Genomic DNA, 14,792 nt, shown 5'->3' on the forward strand with positions numbered 1-14,792 from the left:
GTGTTCCGCCTCCGAGTGAGCCGTGCGCCACGTCCGCTCCGCAAGAGTCACCCCACGGCTTGTGCCGAGGAGACCACAGACAGTACGACGACCGACATGCAGCGATGGTCTCCGTTAAATGACCGGCAGCTCGCACTCCTCACTCATCGGGGCCGGAGCCGACCCTGTCACGTCGGACAGCCCCGAGTTCGCTCTCACCGCACGCGCGCTCAAGGAGCGGCGCCTGATCACCATGCCCAAGGAGAATGTGAAGTGGCAGGCGGAGATCACCGACGCGCGACGCTTCTACCTGGAGCACAGGCATCACCCGGACCGGCCCGAACCAGCTCAGCGCAGGCAGCGGTCGACGAGTTCCGACCATCGGACACGACCGGCCCCTCCACCGCAGAAGCCGGTCGCGGCCCCGTCCAGGGCGAAGCCAGCGCCGCAGCGCGCCGCCAAGCCCTCAAAGCCGTCGCCGACGGAAGTCGGAGCCGCTTTGATCGCGGAGGTACAGCAGGCTGGGCGGTTCCTCCGGATCCCGAACCCCAGTGACGAGAAGCGAGCCGGCTACCGCAGGGCATTCGACGCGGCCCGGCAGTGTGCCCCCCGAGGGATACAGCCTGAAATACAGCGGGCGGGCGAAGGGGGACAGGAGCTGGCCGCGCGTGAGCGCGTGGAGGAGCTTCGGGAGGTGGCGGACCGGGTACTAGCTGAGCTCGCCGAAGCGGAGACGGCCTGGCACGAGTGGCTGATCGCCCGGCAGCGCGTTGGCGAGGTTCTGTCCGGGCCGCGGCCCGGAGAGGCAGGTGAAGCTGGCCCGGGAGCCGGTGAGTCTTCCGTGTCGGAGCCCGCGACGAACGCACCGCCGGGGTGGGCCGCGCGATCGGCTCGATCGTCCCGGTGTGGCATACCGCGCCTTCCATGGACGCGCTCGCTCCCCACTACCAGCCTCGCTACGCTCACCGAACAAGCATCCGGCGGAAAGCCTTCACCCAGTGATGTCCTGTCAGGAGGTCACTGCCGTACTCGGACTGGAGCCGGTTCCGGCAAGTGTGGGAAGAGTTCGGTCGAAGATGAAGCGGCTGGCCAAACGGGGTTGGGCCGACGAGCCCACCCTGGGATGGTTCACGCTCGCCGCCGGGCCAGCCGGCGGCTCATGAGCATCGTCATCGACCACAGCACCATCTGCTCATGCACGGCGGGGCAGCGAATCGTCTCGTCCTCGCGCGATCGCCAACGAAAGAGCAACCGATGCAACCGATTGTCCTCTTCGACCTAGACGGCCTTTTGATCGATTCCGAGCCGATCTGGGACGCGGCAAAGCGTGAAGTGTTCGGTCCGCTTGGCCTGCACCTCACAACGGAGATGCAGGCGGCGACGCGCGGGCTGCGGCAAAGGGACATGGTGGCCTACTGGTTCGATCGGGTCACCATTCAAGCCGACCCCGACGACGTCGAGGAGCAGATCGTGTCCGCCGTGTGCCGTCGGTTGGAGGGAGTGGCGCTGAAACCTGGCGCCGAGCACGCCGTCGCGGCGTGCGCGCGTGCATCGAGGGCGATGGCCGTCGTGTCATCTTCGCCGGAGTCGGTGATTCGGCATGCGCTCGCGAGCACCGGCCTTGACCGACCTTTCGATGCCGTGTTTTCGGCCGAAGACGACGAACACGGCAAGCCCCACCCGGGCGCCTATCTCCGCGCAGCCGCCGCCCTCGGCGCGTCACCCGACGAATGCATTGTGATCGAGGACTCGCTCAACGGCGTCCTCGCCGGCGTGTCAGCCCAGATGACGGTCGTCGCCGTTCCCGAGGCCGCTGATCGCTGCGATCCTCGCTTTGCGATTGCCACTCTGGTACTGGAGTCCCTCCAGGATCTCGATACCTCTTTTTTCGGCGCGTATGTGTCCAGGGGGAGCCGGGACGTCACGTGGGCATCGCATGCTGCGGATCCTCAACCGTTCCGCGAACCAGATCGTGCTGTATGACGCCCTCGATCGTGGGTTCGGGCCTTCACGGGTGAAGGCCCGAACCCGCCCCGGGGCGGTTCACGCTCGCCGCCGGGCCAGCCGGCGGCTCATGAGCATCGTCATCGACCACAGCACCATCTACTCATGCACGGCGGGGCAGCGTCTCGTAGTCGCGCACCAGACGCCGCGAGCGCATCAGCCAGCTCAGCGTGCGTTCCACCAACCGGCGTCTGGGCAGCACCACGAACCCCGAGGCGTCGTCGCTGCGCTTGGCGATCTCCAGAGCGAGCCCCAGTTGCTGCTTCGCCCGGCTGACCAAGCGACCCGAGTAGCCGCGGTCGGCCCACACCAGGACGACCCTGTGATAGCGGGCTCGGACACGTTCCAGCAGCGTCATCGCGGTGTCCTGGTCCGTCACGTTCGCCGCGGTGACCATCACGGCCAGCAGCAGCCCCAGGCAGTCGACCACGATGTGCCGCTTGCGTCCCGGCACCTTCTTGGCCCCGTCGTAGCCGCGGGTGGCCGCAGGCACCGTGGCCACCGCTGGTTCGCCCACCTCTCCGAAGACCAGTTCTACGCCTCCTTCACCTTGATCACGGTGATCTGTTCCCGCTGACGCACGCAAAGTTGGCAGTGGTGGGAAGGCCGCCCGACAGCCAGCGAGCCGGAATGGCCAGTCCCAAGTGACCGACGGTCGTCATCTCAAACGGCACCGAAAGCGCTCTTGACAGGTCGTTCCGGCTCTCATCATGTCCAAAAGGGCGGCGCCGCGGCACCCGAGTGACATCAGAAGTCACTGACATTGATCACGACGCTCGCCCCAGAACGACTCCCGAAGTCACTGTCCGCTGTCATTCAACCCAGTCGTTTGACAGCGAACGCAGCCTTTTCGGCTGGCTGTGGTTGTGAACCCAATCGCGTGCGGTGAAAGTGCTGGTGGGCAGCCCTGCCGGAGGGCGCTCGCGGTCACACACTCCATGCTCTGGTCGCCCTACAGATGGTCGAGGGGTTCGGCGGCGTACGTGCCGTCGCCGAGCGGGGCATCGGTCAGCTCGAAGCGTTGGGACAGGCTGCCGACCCGGCGGGTGACGACGCTGCCGGGGGCCCGGGTGGTGTCGTAGTACAGAGGAGTGCCGTCGGCGCCGGCGGTTCCAAGCAGACTGAAGCGGCGCAACACGCGGGGAGGTGTCGGGGTGGTTCGGCGACGCCGGTAGAACCGGCCGACTGCGGCGGCGAGACCGGCGAGACCGGCGACGGCCACGCCGACTGCAATCGGGATCAGGAACTTGTCGAAGAGCGCGGACACGGCGGAATCACTCCTGCGAGGCGGGTGGAGCCCGCCGCTGCGACGGGCCGCGCCGAGGATGCGACAGGCTGGGGTTAGCCGCGCAACTCCGTTCATCTGGTTGCTCTGTCCGGGAAGTTGGGTGCGGTCGGCGGATCGTCGTGCAGCGCCCTCGGTACGTCGTCGTCGGCTCCCCAGCCGGGATTTACGGCGAACGCGGACGGTGCATCCTCGTCCCAGGAAGGCCGGGACGTGGTTGCGTCGTAGCGGGCGAGGGCCGCGCGGAAGGCGAGTAGATCCTCACCGGACATCTCGTAGGCCGATGCCTGCCGCCATCCGTCCTGCGGGCCGCCGCCGTAGACCACGGTGACCGGCGCCTCGGTGCCTTCGGGCCACCAATCGTGTTTGACGCCGCGCTTGAGGGCGTAGGTCAGGGCCACTGTGGGGCCGCGCAGTCCGCGCGGGAATGCCTCGCGCAGCACGGCGGCCTCCAGATGGCCGTCGGACTCGACGACCAGGCGCACGAACTGGCGGGCGTCCTCATTGAGTGTGTTCAGGAAGACCATCGCCCTGTCGACGTCCCATACGGTGTCGACGGAGACGGCCAGTTCGTCTCGACGCTCGGCTAGCAGGTCGAGCAGTTTGCGCTCGAACTCCTCGCTCGCGCCTTCAATGGTGATCCGCACAAGAACCTTCCGCAGCACTCTATGGGGCCTCTATCGATTGCTATAGGCAGCGTTGCGGACTGGGGTCTGAGTTGTCCAGAGCAACGACGTAGCGGTCTATAGACCGCTAGCTTTTTCCGGGTGGGGGCATGCCGGATTCGGCAGGACTCGGTCCGATGGCAAAACGACCGGGTTCGATGTCAACGGACAGTCACCTCGAAACGACTCCCGCAGAAACCGACACAGCCAGGGCACGGAACTCCACCGCCAGTTCGCGTCGAAGCGGGTCAAGCAGATGAACAGCCGCAAGGAGTTCTTCTACGCCACCCGGCGGAGGTACGCGACGCACTGCAACGGTTCGCAACGGTTCGCCGGACAGCATCTGATCGAGTTCACCGAGGAATCCCAGGCGCTGGAATGGCGGGCCGGCATGCGCACGGGCGGCGAAGCCGGTGCGCCCGCCGCAGGCGCAGGAGTTGCCACCCGGACAGGGTGACGTGCGGCCAAGCAACACTACGATCACGGTCATGAACTGGCTGGAGCGTGCCGCGAACCTGAGGCAGTGGAGTCGGGACGGAGTGCGGGCGCCGCACAAGCCGTTGCTGCTGCTGTACGCGCTGGGCCGGTTTCAGGATGATGCCGAGGACGAGCTGCGATACACCGCGGTGGAGGCCGATCTGAAGCAACTTCTGGCGGAGTACGGCCCGACGCGTGGCACCACGCCCGCCTATCCCTTCCACCATCTGGTCAGCGACGAGGTGTGGGAGGTACGGACCGATCGCGGCGTCGGCAGCCCCGGCACGGGAGTACGGGACCTGCGGGCCAGTGGGGCCACGGGGCGGCTGGCCCCGGACCTGCGACTGGCGCTGCGGCGGGAACCGCCGCTGCTGGGCCGTATGGCAAGGGTGCTGCTGGACCTGCACTTCCCGCCGTCGTTGCACCAAGACCTGTGCGAAACGGTGGGCCTGGAACTGGATCTGGCGGAGACAGCCACGCTGGCAACGCCCGACAGGCGGCAGCGGGACCGGCGGATGCGGGAGATGGTGCTGACTGCGTACGAGTACCAGTGCGCCTTCTGCGGCTACGACGGCATGATCGGCGCGACGCCCGTCGGACTGGAGGCCGCCCATGTGCGCTGGTGGGCGTTCAACGGCCCGGACGAGGTCGACAACGGACTGTGCCTGTGCTCGCTGCACCACAAGCTGTTCGACAAGGGCGTGCTCGGCATAGCCGACGGCCACCGCATCCTGGTCTCGCAGAGCTTCGTCGGCCGCAGCCCCGCCGCCCGCGAGCACGTCACAGCACTCGCAGGCCGTCCGCTCATAGGCCCCCAACCCGGCACCCCGCCCATCGCGGCAGCCCACCGCTCCTGGCACACCAGCCAGGTCTTCCACGGCAGCCCACGCCCGACCGCCGCCTGACCCAGTGTCCAATGCCGGATACCAAGGGACTGGGGACTGGGCGCACCAAGCATCGCTGATCGCTCCTCATGCTGCTCTCAGCGCTCGCATGTATCCCCCGCTCCGTCGCCTCGGGCAACACCCCGCTATGTCACCGCTTCACGGCGCACTCGCAATAGCGCGTCGAGGCCACTCACCGGCGAGCGAGGGCTCATTGCCAAGCGGGCATCGAGCGCTGCCTCCCACTGCTCGGTCAGTCCGAGCATGAGGCGCTTGCGCATGCCAGGGGTGACGTGGGCGTAGCGCGCCGAGACCGAGCCGTCGATATGGCCCATGCGTTGGTCCATGAGGACCTTCTCGGTGCCGAGGTCCTCCATCACGGTCCGGTGGGTGTGGCGAAGGCCGTGGGGAGTGAGGCCCTTGGCAATGGGAAGCCAGCAGGCGTCGGCCCGGTCACTGGCGCCACGTCCTCGGGCCGGGACGCCTGGCCAGGGCTCGCCGAGCAGCGGTACGGGGCGGGCTTCCTGCGGTGCCTTCCTCGGGTACCAGCCGGAGACCGCCGGAGTGAACAGCCAAGTCGCAAAGCCGTTTCTGCGCCAGTGGGCTGCGTGCTGCGACACCACGCCGCCCCGCACGAACCCCAGGTCCACGATGGCCTGCTCGACCCTCACCCGCTTGGCCTCGGTTACGCGGTCGGGGTGGTTGAGGACGTTGGACACCGTGCCCGTTGAAACTTCGGCGCGGCGTGCGACGTCGACAAGCTTCGCGCCCTGGCGCCCGCCGGTGCGAGCCGTGCCCTGGCCACGGAAGACGTAAGTCTTACCGTGACAAGGGCAAGGCTTCGGCTTCGTGCGGGCGACGTGGTTGGCGACCAGGGCCGACAGCCAGTCCATCGCATCGATCTTGCGGTAACTGTCATCCTTGGGCGGGCAGCGAACGAACTCGCCGGTGTCGAGCTCGTACAGCTGCCACTCGACGCGGACGGAGTCTGGGCGGGCGAAATCCGCCTCCAAGCCCACGATTTCACCCCAGCGCATGCCGGTGTACCCCTTGAGGACGACGGCCACGAACTCGTCGTCGCGGCCGGAGAGCAGGGCGGCCCGTTCAGCGGTCAGCAGAATGCCGAGCGGGGCAGTTATGGCCTTCTCCGGGCCGCGGTCACGAGAACGGCCGGCCCGCTTGCCGCGCCCACGCCGTCGCGCGGCCGGGTTGGACGTGATCAACCCCTCGTCGATCGCGTCCTCGAAGATCAGGTGAAGCGTTGAGCGCCAGGTTTTCACGCTGGAGGCCGCGTAGACGGCCTTCTCCTTCTTCTCCCACAGGTCGACGTCCGTGCGCAGGATGCCGGCGAGCGCCTTGTCCTCGAAGTCGGGGAGCAGGTGTTCCTCGATGTGGCGCTTGTAGTTCTGCATGGTCGAGGCGGCCAGGTCCTGGGCCTCGTACCAGCGGTTCGCGTACTCGCCGAAGGTCTCCTGGCCGAGTGCCGGGTCGCGCCAGTCGCCGCGCCGGTACTTGTTCTCGGCCTCGCTCGCGGCGCGCTGGGCCTCGCCCTTGGTGGCGAACCGGATCGCTTTGCCGTTCTCGTCGACCACCGTGAGGTGCTTGCCGGGCGCGGTCTTGTACCGGCCGCGCCAGTAGTTTCCGCGCTTCTCCGCGAAACCCAACTTCCGTGTCCCTCCCCTGCTCTCGGCTTGTGACTGGGTGCGGGCGCGCTACACGACGGTCTCGTACTGGGTACGGCGCGGCGGTCGAGCCCGCAGACGCCCTGACATCGAGGCCGTAGTCGGCTCAGGAGACCGCGCGGCACGAGTTCGTGCTGCGGGAGGACTTGTCGCTGCCCGACTCGCCAGCGCGCTGCTGACGGATCGCTTCGGGCGCTCTTCGTGGAGGCGGACGATCTCGGCGAGGTGCGCGGCGGTGAAGCGGTAGGCGCGACCGACGCGGGTGTGCGGGATGAGTCCGCGCCGGGCCCGGTCCTTGACCCACCAGGCGGAACAGCCGAGGGCTTCGGCGATTTCTTCGGGGCGGTAGAGACGGGGCAAGGGTGCTCCGCCCTCGGCGCCGGGAAGGCGTCCGAGGGCAGGGGGTATGTCGGAGTGGTGCAAGAAGGGCGGGTCCTTACTGGGTGGGGGCGTGCTCGGTCTAGCAGTGCTGAGCGGCCCTCGTCACATGGCGGTCGGCCCCTGCAGCAGCACGAGAGGCGAGACCAGGAGGGCTTCGGCGATCGCGACGAGGTCGTCGGCATCGCATCGCCGTTGGGCGCGTTCGATACGGGACAGCATGGTGTTGGACATCGGGTGGCCGAGGGCGGTCACGCAGCCGGCCAACTGGCGTTGTGACAGGCCGCGTTCGGTTCGGAGCATTTCGATGGTGCGAGCCGCCTGCATTCCTGCGGGTCCGACTTCCAGAGGGCGTGGGGGCATGGCTCCAATTGAAAGGTCCATTAGCCGGTTTGGGTAACCGGCGATCGTGGTCTATGTTGCGCTCGCGTCGTTCGCCGAGATGCGGTTCCAGGGAGTCGGGAATAGGCACGGGACAGCATGCCGATCATGACTCTGACGTGCGGTGTTGTGTTGTAGCTTCCCCGTCGGCGGCCCGTCAACGACTTGCCGATGTGATACTTCTGGCTCTGCGGTCCGGGCAACTATTTGGTCAACGGCCGATCGTGCCTTACGGTTTTCCTCCCGCCCACCACCGAGCCCCATTTCTCACAGCCTTTCTGCCGTCAGAGATTGCTCCGGATAGGGCTGGACTTGCGCGACTGGGGTGTGGCTATGTTGACGACACCCCCGGAAACGCAATCGCTTCCCGGCGCGCGTCCGCGCCAACACCCCCTCGAATCCCGCCCCGACCGACGGTGTGCCGTGATGTCCACGCACAGGTCACCGAGTGAGGACCGCCCCGCTCTTGGCACGAATCCGCACCATCAAGCCCGAAGCCTTCGTCTCCGAGTCCCTGGCCGCCGTCTCCCTGACCGCCGAGCGCACCTTCCTCGGCCTGCTCACCCAGGCCGACGACCAGGGCCGCCACCGCGACCACGCCGCGATCATCGCCGGGCAGTTGTGGGTACTGCGCCCGGAGCACACCCCGTCCGATGTGGAGACGGACCTCGCCCAGCTCGCCGACGCCGGACTGATCTGCCGCTACAAGGCGCCGGATCACAAGCGGTACTTGCACGTCGTGACCTGGCATCAGCACCAGAAGATCAACCGGCCGAGCAAGAGCCGCCTCCCGGGCTGCCCGGTTCACGAGGCTTCGGTCGCTACCGCTCCTGCCGTGAGCGCCGGTGTCACGGAGTACTCGCCGCCGCCTCACGCAGTCCTCACTGAGGGCTCCGGCAAGGTCCCGGAGTCCGCACTGAATCCGGGGCTTGGATGCGAAGTCGCAGGTCAGGAGGGCTCCCCGGAGTCCTCCGCGAGGGATCAAAGAGCGGTCCGTGAGGCAGCAGTGACGTCTCACGGTCCGGATCTAGGACCTAGGACCGTGGATCTAGGAGATATCCCTTCGGGGGGCGCAAGCGCCCACGCGCCTGACACCGTCTCGGCCAAGCAGCTCCTCGGCGAGTACATCGCCGCGTGCAACCACCGCCCGCCAGATGCCTTCCTGAGCCATCTCGGCAAACAGGTGCGCAAGCTGCTCGACGAGGGCATCGCTCCCGCCCACCTCCGGGCCGCCCTCGAACGCCACCGGGCCAAGGGCCTGTCCCCGGGCGTCCTGCCCAGCCTCGTCCACGAGGTCATGAACGCCTCCTCCCCCGCCGCGCACCGGACGTGGACGAACCCCACCGACGTCGTCGCCGCATACGGAGATGAGCTCTGACCGCCACCCTCACCCGCGAACCCCACCGAGTCGGCCCGCTCACCGACCGGCTCAACGGCATCCTGACCAACCGCGGAATCGACCCCGCCGCTGCCGCCGAGGAGCAAGAGCGCGAACCGGTCACCGCCCTGGAGCTGGCGGATGCCCGTATCCCGGCCCGCTACCGCCGTGCCCTGGCCGACCACTCCCAGATCACCGCCTGGGCCGACCAGATCGCCGGGACAGGACGCCCTGGCCCTGGCGGACCGGGTATCGCCGAGGGCCCGTCGCTGCTGATCGCCGGCCCCACAGGTACGGGCAAGACCTACCAGGCGTACGGCGCTGTCCGGGCCCTCCTGAGCCGAGGCGTCCGTCTTCGCTGGGAGGCCACCACCTCCGCAGACCTCCACGCACGGCTCCGCCCCCGCGCAGGCCACGACGCCGAACGGGATCTCCAGACGCTCGCCCGCTGCCCGCTGCTGCTCCTGGACGACCTCGGCGCGGCCAAGACCAGCGAGTGGACCGAGGAGCTCACCTACCGGCTCATCAACCACCGGTACGAGCACATGCTCCCCACCCTCATCACCACCAACCTCCCCACCGCCGAACTGCGCACCGCGCTCGGCGACCGCGTCGCCTCCCGCCTCGCCGAGATGACCGACCGCGTCATCCTCACCGGCCCCGACCGACGCCGCACCGCGCCCCCTGTCTGAACGGCCCGCGGTCACTCCCCGTCCCACCACCTCACCCGCGCGGGCTTCCGCCTGCCCCCGAACGCGCGGCAACCTCTTGGAGAGCCTCTGCATGACACCTGGAACCACCACGCTCATCAACGCCAACGGCACCGGCACGTCCGTCCTGCCGCACTGGATCACCGCTCCTGCGGCCATCGCGGTGCTGCTACTCGTCGCCGCCCTGTCTGCCGCACGGCTCCTGCGCCGGCGCCGACGAAAGCAGGATGCCGGACGGCGCCGTAACACCGGCGCGATCCCAATCGCCGCCGTCGCCGCGATCGGCTGCACCGCCTACAGCGCCGACACCAGCTGGCGGTTCGCCGCCGACTACCTCGACATGGGCAGCACCATCGAGCGCGCCGCGATGTTCGCTGCCGCCGAGCTCGCCCTGTTCGCCACCGCCCTGCTGGCCCGGCAGAACCTCAACGGCCCGAAGCAGGCACCCGGCCTGCCCGGCACCCTCACCTGGGTGATCACCGCCGTGCAGATCCTGCCCGCCTACGCCGAATCCGGGCCGGTGGGCGGAACTGTGCGGGGCTTCGTCGGCCCGGTCATGGCGGCCATGCTCTGGCACCTGGCCATGGGCATCGAGCTGCGCCACCGCAGCCCGCACGCCGACTCCCGCAGCCTGGCCGCCGTCCTCGCCCGACAGGCACGCGAACGGCTCCTCGCCCGGCTCTCGATCGCAGACCGGGACGCGGACGCCGCCCGGATCATCCGCGAGCGCGCCCTCGACCAGGCCGTCACCCTGATTCTCCGTGCAGAGACCATGACGCCCTCGAAACGCACCAAGTGGCGAGGCCGACGCCTCACCCGCCGCCTGCACCAAGCCCTGGAGCAGGCCGACGTCGACCGCGACGCACGCCAAGACGAGCTGCTGCTGCGCAAGCTCGCCACCCGCCAGCAGGCCACTGCCTTAGCCTCCAAGCAACTGCCCGCGCGCTGGCCCGATACCGCCGCGCTCACAAGCGGCGGCTCCGCGACGGCCCGCCCGCGGGCCACGGCAGAAGAACGGGCTGAGACTCCGGACCGCCCGCCCACCAAGGTCGCGGGCGATGACACCGCCGACCGGGCAGCCCGCCCGCAGCCCGAAACCCGCCCGCAACAGCCCGCCCGCACCACCGTCAGCCCGGAACCAGACCCGGGCGAGGGGCCACCGGGCGACGCTCCAGGCACGGCCTCGCGGGCGGAGTCGAATCGCCCCGGGCTCCAAACCGCGCGCGACACGGGCCCTCCTCGATAGATACGCCCAGGACCTCTATCGCGAGCACGGACGGCTCTCCCGTGACCTGCTGGAGGAAGCCGTGCGCAAGGACGGCTACAGCGTGGCCAGCGACACCGCCGGAGAGGTGGTTCGCACCGTCAAGGCCAAGCTACCGACCGCGCTCAACGGCCGCCCGCACTGAAACCGACCACTCCCCCAACGTCCAAGGAAAGCCGCTCAATGCACGACTCGCACCACGAACTACACGACATCCAAAAGGAGATCACCGCGCCCACCTCGACGGGAGCAAGTTGGAGGTTCGGACACTCCCCCGCAGGGGGAGCGCCCGAACCCGACCCCGCACCGGGGGCGGCGGGGCCCCTCCGGCGCCAGGGGGCGCCGGAGGGGAAGGCTGCGACCGAGGGCGGATCGCAACCAGGAAAGGCCGGCCGCAAGCGCCGGACCAAATTCAAGGGGAAGGCGCGTCCGCGCGACAAGAAGCGGCGCCCCGCCCAGAGCGTCCGCCTCAGCGATCAAGAGCACGCCATCATTCAGAAGGGCGCCTACGCCGTCGGCATGAGTCTGGCCGGTTTCCTCGCCCACTCCGCGCTGGCCGCCGCCCGCGACCAGTCCCGCACCGCCGCCTCCATCGCCACCGAACGCGACGTGCTCACCGAACTATTCGCCGTGCGCCGCCAGCTCGGCTGGGCCGGCAGCAACCTCAACCAGGTGGCCAAAGCGCTCAACTCCGGTGGCGATGTGCACCACCTCATGGAGGTGCTCGCCGACATTCACCGCGCGGCCAACGCCGTGACGAAGGCCGCCGACCGGGTCACCAACCACCAAGAGCAAGAGGGTGATACGCCTTGATCCCCAGCATTCACAAGCAGGGCAGCAGCACCCTCGGCCTACTCCACTACCTCTACGGCAGGGGCACGCACGAGGAGCACGTCGACCCGCATCTGGTCGCCTCCTTCGACCACATGGCCCCCGACCCGGGCCGCGACCCCTCTGCTACGAAGAAGGACCTCCAGCAGCTCCTCGACCAGCCCCTCCATCTGCTCGACGTAGACCAGCGACCCGAGAAGCATGTGTGGCACTGTTCGGTGCGCGCCGCCCCCGACGACCCGATCCTGACGGACGAACAATGGGCCGACATCTCCCGCCGCATCGTCGCGGCCACCGGCATCGACCCCGGCGACGGCGCGGGCTGCCGCTGGGCCGCCATCCGCCACGCGGACGACCACATCCACATCATCGCCACCCTCATACGCGAAGACGGCCGCCGCCCTGACCATCACCGCTCCGGCAAACGCGCCCAAGCCGAAGCCCGCCTCATCGAAGCCGACTACGGCCTCCACCGCGTCACACCCGGCGACGGTACCGCCGCCAAGCGCACCACCAGCGCCGAGCGGCACAAGGCCGAACGCCAAGGCCGGGGCCGCGCCGCACGCGAGGAACTCCGCGAGACCGTCCGCCGCGCGGTCGCAGGCGCCGCATCCACCGACGAGTTCCTCGACCGCCTCAGGGACGCCGGACTACTCGTGCGTACCAAGGTCCTGCCCTCCGGCGATGTGAAGGGCTACAAGGTCGCCCTACCCAACGACCGCAACAAGGACAAGGAACCCATCTACTACGCCGGATCCACCCTCGCCCCCGACCTGTCCTTGCCCCGAATCCAGGAACGCTTCGCCACCGGCTCCACCCCACCAGAGACCGCTCGCAGCGAGCGGCCGGAACGCCCCACCGCGCCCTCGGCACCCGCTGCGGCACGACGCACCGCCGCCCACGCTGCCTGGGCAGCGCTGCTCGTCCTCGACCACAGCGGCGACGACGGCGCGGCGGCAGCCCAGATCGCCGCCACTTGCGAGATCCTCGACGCCCTCGCCAGGACCGCGGCACTCCATACCCGCAGCGAACTACACCAGGCAGCCCGGGAGTTCGAGCGGGCATCCCGCTCCCACACCCGAGCCGAGTTCCGCCACGCGCAGGACTTGCGCAGGGCTGCGCGCGACCTGGTTTACAGCGGGCCCGCACTCGGCCGGGGCGAGGACGGGGCCGGTACTGCGATGGTCTTGGACATACTGGTCTTCTTCGCCATTGCCGCCGCCCACTGGCACGCCCAACGACAGCACGCCCAGCAGGCCGAGGCCGCCAGCCGGGCCGCCGCGCACCTGCGGGCCGCCTACCAGCAGGCCGCCGCCGAACCACTGGCGGCGCTGCGCGAGCGGGGTCGTCGCATCGCCCCGTCCCTGCGCCGCCATCACGCGAGCACCCTGCGCGCCGCCCTGCCCGAACTCGCCGACAGCGTCCTGGCCGAACCCGGCTGGGACGCCCTGGCCGCCACCCTCGCCGATACCGAACGCGCCGGCCACAGCCCCCGCGCCCTGCTCGCCGAGGCCGCTGCCCGCCGAGAACTGGACACCGCCGAATCCATCAGCGACATCCTCGTCTGGCGCCTACGCCGCACCGCGAACCTTCCCGCCTACGCCCTGGCTCCGGAAACCACCTGGGTACACCGCCCCAACGATCAGCTGACCGTCGCTCATCAACTGCCAACGCTGTCGACACCACACGCACCGCGCCGCTGATCACGGGGAAGACACCCAATCCGTTGAGATACCCGATAGCTCCGTTGATGTCAGTGCCTGCTGTCAGGCTGAGCATCGCCACACATCGTCGTCTGGAGGACAGCATGAGTGCCGATCTGGGCCCGCTGGTCATCACGCGTCGCACCGGCGGTGAGCCGATACGGGCCAACGGTGAAACCGTGGGCAGGCTCGGCGACTTCTGGGGCTGGGCATGCTCCGACCTGGCCAACAACACCATGCGCGGTGTCCTGGCTGAATACCTCGTGGCTACGGCTCTGGGCGCGGCCACCGGTACCCGCACCGAATGGGACACCGTTGACATCCGTACACCCGAGAAATGGCACGTCGAGGTGAAATCGGCGGCGTACCTGCAGTCGTGGGCACAGTCCCAGCCGTCGGAGATCTCGTTCTCCATCGCACCGGCCTCCGGCTGGGACGCCCAGACCGGCACCACCACGGCCGAAGTACGGCGACGCTCCGACGTTTACGCCTTCTGCCTCCTGCACCACCAGGACAAGCAGACACTCGATCCTCTGGACCTGGACCAGTGGACCTTCTACGTCCTCCCCACCGGGGTCCTCGACGAGCGGTGTCCGAGCCAGAAGACCATCAGACTATCCAGCCTCAAGCGCCTCAGCCCACTGAAGACCGACTTCGCCGGCCTGCAGAAAGCAGTCGCCACGTGCGCCGAAGGCACGCGGTAGCCCCCGGGCAGCGGGCTCAGACGCCTCCGGCCCAGGCTAAGCACGAACTGGCCGCGTTCAACGACGCACTACGCGCCGGACCTCGGCACGCCTCTCAACCATCAGCGAGATCGGGCACAACATCATCTGGACGGCACGCCTCTTCCCGGTAGGGCACCTCCCCTGGCGTCCTGGTCCCAAGTAACGCCGTGATGTCAGTGAGTCCCGGCCGGAGGATTGGTGAGACATTCAGCGTAGGGGAGGAACTTACGGACTGCCGGACTGCGTGACGCTGTCCGCGAGTTGGCCTACTACGTTCAAGATGCCCTGGCCGAAGCTCGTCGGGGCGATCAGCACGCCGAACACCAACACAATGAGCACGGTCAGCTTCTCGTCCCTCCGGCTTCGGGACTGTGTACGCCGACGCAGTCGCAGAAGGATGACTGCGGCCAGCAGAACAGCCACGTTGATCGTCAGAATCACCCGGT

Annotated in this window: 16 protein-coding genes; 9 read left to right on the forward strand and 7 right to left on the reverse strand. The window is 68.6% G+C overall.

From position 1 onward, the window contains the following. Window positions 1-1,233 precede the first annotated feature (1,233 nt). Window positions 1,234-1,962 (forward strand): HAD family hydrolase, encoded by a 729-nt coding sequence (locus tag ACIQNU_RS15270; RefSeq protein WP_401366008.1) that lies wholly within the window; start codon window positions 1,234-1,236, stop codon window positions 1,960-1,962. A 124-nt stretch (window positions 1,963-2,086) separates the two neighbouring features. On the opposite strand, the gene ACIQNU_RS15275 is transcribed toward ACIQNU_RS15270, so the two are convergent. From ACIQNU_RS15275 to ACIQNU_RS15285, 3 genes are all read right to left on the reverse strand, one after another. Continuing rightward, complete coding sequence (locus ACIQNU_RS15275; protein ID WP_401366010.1) at window positions 2,087-2,476, reverse strand: transposase; 390 nt, start codon at window positions 2,474-2,476, stop codon at window positions 2,087-2,089. A gap of 459 nt (window positions 2,477-2,935) precedes the next feature. Then, the gene (locus tag ACIQNU_RS15280; RefSeq protein ID WP_401366012.1) at window positions 2,936-3,250 is read right to left on the reverse strand and encodes a hypothetical protein; all 315 of its coding nucleotides are present in this window, start codon (window positions 3,248-3,250) and stop codon (window positions 2,936-2,938) included. Between the two features lie 92 nt (window positions 3,251-3,342). Next, complete coding sequence (locus tag ACIQNU_RS15285; protein ID WP_401366014.1) at window positions 3,343-3,915, reverse strand: hypothetical protein; 573 nt, start codon at window positions 3,913-3,915, stop codon at window positions 3,343-3,345. 274 nt (window positions 3,916-4,189) lie between these two features. On the opposite strand from ACIQNU_RS15285, the gene ACIQNU_RS15290 reads away from it, so the two are divergent. After that, on the forward strand, window positions 4,190-4,390 hold the full coding sequence (locus ACIQNU_RS15290) for a hypothetical protein (RefSeq protein ID WP_401366016.1): 201 nt from the start codon (window positions 4,190-4,192) through the stop codon (window positions 4,388-4,390). 31 nt (window positions 4,391-4,421) lie between these two features. Next, on the forward strand, window positions 4,422-5,315 hold the full coding sequence (locus tag ACIQNU_RS15295; RefSeq protein ID WP_401366018.1) for a phosphorothioated DNA-binding restriction endonuclease: 894 nt from the start codon (window positions 4,422-4,424) through the stop codon (window positions 5,313-5,315). 125 nt (window positions 5,316-5,440) lie between these two features. Here the strand turns inward: ACIQNU_RS15295 and ACIQNU_RS15300 are convergent, their stop codons facing one another. The 3 genes from ACIQNU_RS15300 to ACIQNU_RS15310 all read right to left on the reverse strand — a co-directional run bounded on the left by ACIQNU_RS15300 (window position 5,441) and on the right by ACIQNU_RS15310 (window position 7,717). Continuing rightward, the gene (locus ACIQNU_RS15300; protein ID WP_401366020.1) at window positions 5,441-6,958 is read right to left on the reverse strand and encodes a LacI family DNA-binding transcriptional regulator; all 1,518 of its coding nucleotides are present in this window, start codon (window positions 6,956-6,958) and stop codon (window positions 5,441-5,443) included. A gap of 48 nt (window positions 6,959-7,006) precedes the next feature. Further along, window positions 7,007-7,336 carry a helix-turn-helix domain-containing protein gene (locus ACIQNU_RS15305; RefSeq protein WP_401366022.1) on the reverse strand — a complete coding sequence of 110 codons (330 nt, stop codon included), beginning with the start codon at window positions 7,334-7,336 and terminating at the stop codon, window positions 7,007-7,009. 123 nt (window positions 7,337-7,459) lie between these two features. Further along, window positions 7,460-7,717, reverse strand: a complete 258-nt coding sequence (locus tag ACIQNU_RS15310; protein ID WP_401366024.1) for a helix-turn-helix domain-containing protein — start codon at window positions 7,715-7,717, stop codon at window positions 7,460-7,462. A gap of 484 nt (window positions 7,718-8,201) precedes the next feature. Between ACIQNU_RS15310 and ACIQNU_RS15315 the strand changes: the two genes are divergently transcribed. The 6 genes from ACIQNU_RS15315 to ACIQNU_RS15340 all read left to right on the forward strand — a co-directional run bounded on the left by ACIQNU_RS15315 (window position 8,202) and on the right by ACIQNU_RS15340 (window position 14,325). Then, window positions 8,202-9,113: a hypothetical protein gene (locus ACIQNU_RS15315; RefSeq protein WP_401366026.1), complete on the forward strand. Its 912-nt coding sequence runs from the start codon at window positions 8,202-8,204 to the stop codon at window positions 9,111-9,113. Beyond that, window positions 9,110-9,805, forward strand: a complete 696-nt coding sequence (locus ACIQNU_RS15320) for an ATP-binding protein (protein WP_401366408.1) — start codon at window positions 9,110-9,112, stop codon at window positions 9,803-9,805. Before ACIQNU_RS15315 ends, ACIQNU_RS15320 begins: the two co-directional genes overlap by 4 nt. Before the next feature lie 91 nt (window positions 9,806-9,896). After that, the gene (locus ACIQNU_RS15325) at window positions 9,897-11,069 is read left to right on the forward strand and encodes a hypothetical protein (RefSeq protein ID WP_401366028.1); all 1,173 of its coding nucleotides are present in this window, start codon (window positions 9,897-9,899) and stop codon (window positions 11,067-11,069) included. Between the two features lie 201 nt (window positions 11,070-11,270). Beyond that, a complete protein-coding gene (locus ACIQNU_RS15330; protein WP_401366030.1) occupies window positions 11,271-11,900 on the forward strand; it encodes a plasmid mobilization protein in 630 nt (209 codons plus the stop codon). Next, complete coding sequence (locus ACIQNU_RS15335; protein WP_401366031.1) at window positions 11,897-13,621, forward strand: relaxase/mobilization nuclease domain-containing protein; 1,725 nt, start codon at window positions 11,897-11,899, stop codon at window positions 13,619-13,621. Before ACIQNU_RS15330 ends, ACIQNU_RS15335 begins: the two co-directional genes overlap by 4 nt. Window positions 13,622-13,725: 104 nt before the next feature. Beyond that, complete coding sequence (locus ACIQNU_RS15340; RefSeq protein ID WP_401366033.1) at window positions 13,726-14,325, forward strand: hypothetical protein; 600 nt, start codon at window positions 13,726-13,728, stop codon at window positions 14,323-14,325. Between the two features lie 246 nt (window positions 14,326-14,571). Here the strand turns inward: ACIQNU_RS15340 and ACIQNU_RS15345 are convergent, their stop codons facing one another. After that, window positions 14,572-14,784: a hypothetical protein gene (locus ACIQNU_RS15345; protein ID WP_401366410.1), complete on the reverse strand. Its 213-nt coding sequence runs from the start codon at window positions 14,782-14,784 to the stop codon at window positions 14,572-14,574. Window positions 14,785-14,792: the final 8 nt, after the last annotated feature.

The organism is Streptomyces sp. NPDC091292 (assembly GCF_044757265.1).
In the GTDB taxonomy this organism is placed as follows: domain Bacteria; phylum Actinomycetota; class Actinomycetes; order Streptomycetales; family Streptomycetaceae; genus Streptomyces.

Excerpts from the sequence above, each read along its gene's own strand:
- ACIQNU_RS15270 (WP_401366008.1), top strand. The coding sequence starts at position 1,234 with ATGCAACCGATTGTCCTCTTCGACCTAGACGGCCTTTTGATCGATTCC.
- ACIQNU_RS15290 (WP_401366016.1), top strand. The coding sequence starts at position 4,190 with ATGAACAGCCGCAAGGAGTTCTTCTACGCCACCCGGCGGAGGTACGCG.
- ACIQNU_RS15295 (WP_401366018.1), top strand. The coding sequence starts at position 4,422 with ATGAACTGGCTGGAGCGTGCCGCGAACCTGAGGCAGTGGAGTCGGGAC.
- ACIQNU_RS15310 (WP_401366024.1), bottom strand. The coding sequence starts at position 7,717 with ATGCCCCCACGCCCTCTGGAAGTCGGACCCGCAGGAATGCAGGCGGCT.
- ACIQNU_RS15325 (WP_401366028.1), top strand. The coding sequence starts at position 9,897 with ATGACACCTGGAACCACCACGCTCATCAACGCCAACGGCACCGGCACG.
- ACIQNU_RS15330 (WP_401366030.1), top strand. The coding sequence starts at position 11,271 with ATGCACGACTCGCACCACGAACTACACGACATCCAAAAGGAGATCACC.
- ACIQNU_RS15340 (WP_401366033.1), top strand. The coding sequence starts at position 13,726 with ATGAGTGCCGATCTGGGCCCGCTGGTCATCACGCGTCGCACCGGCGGT.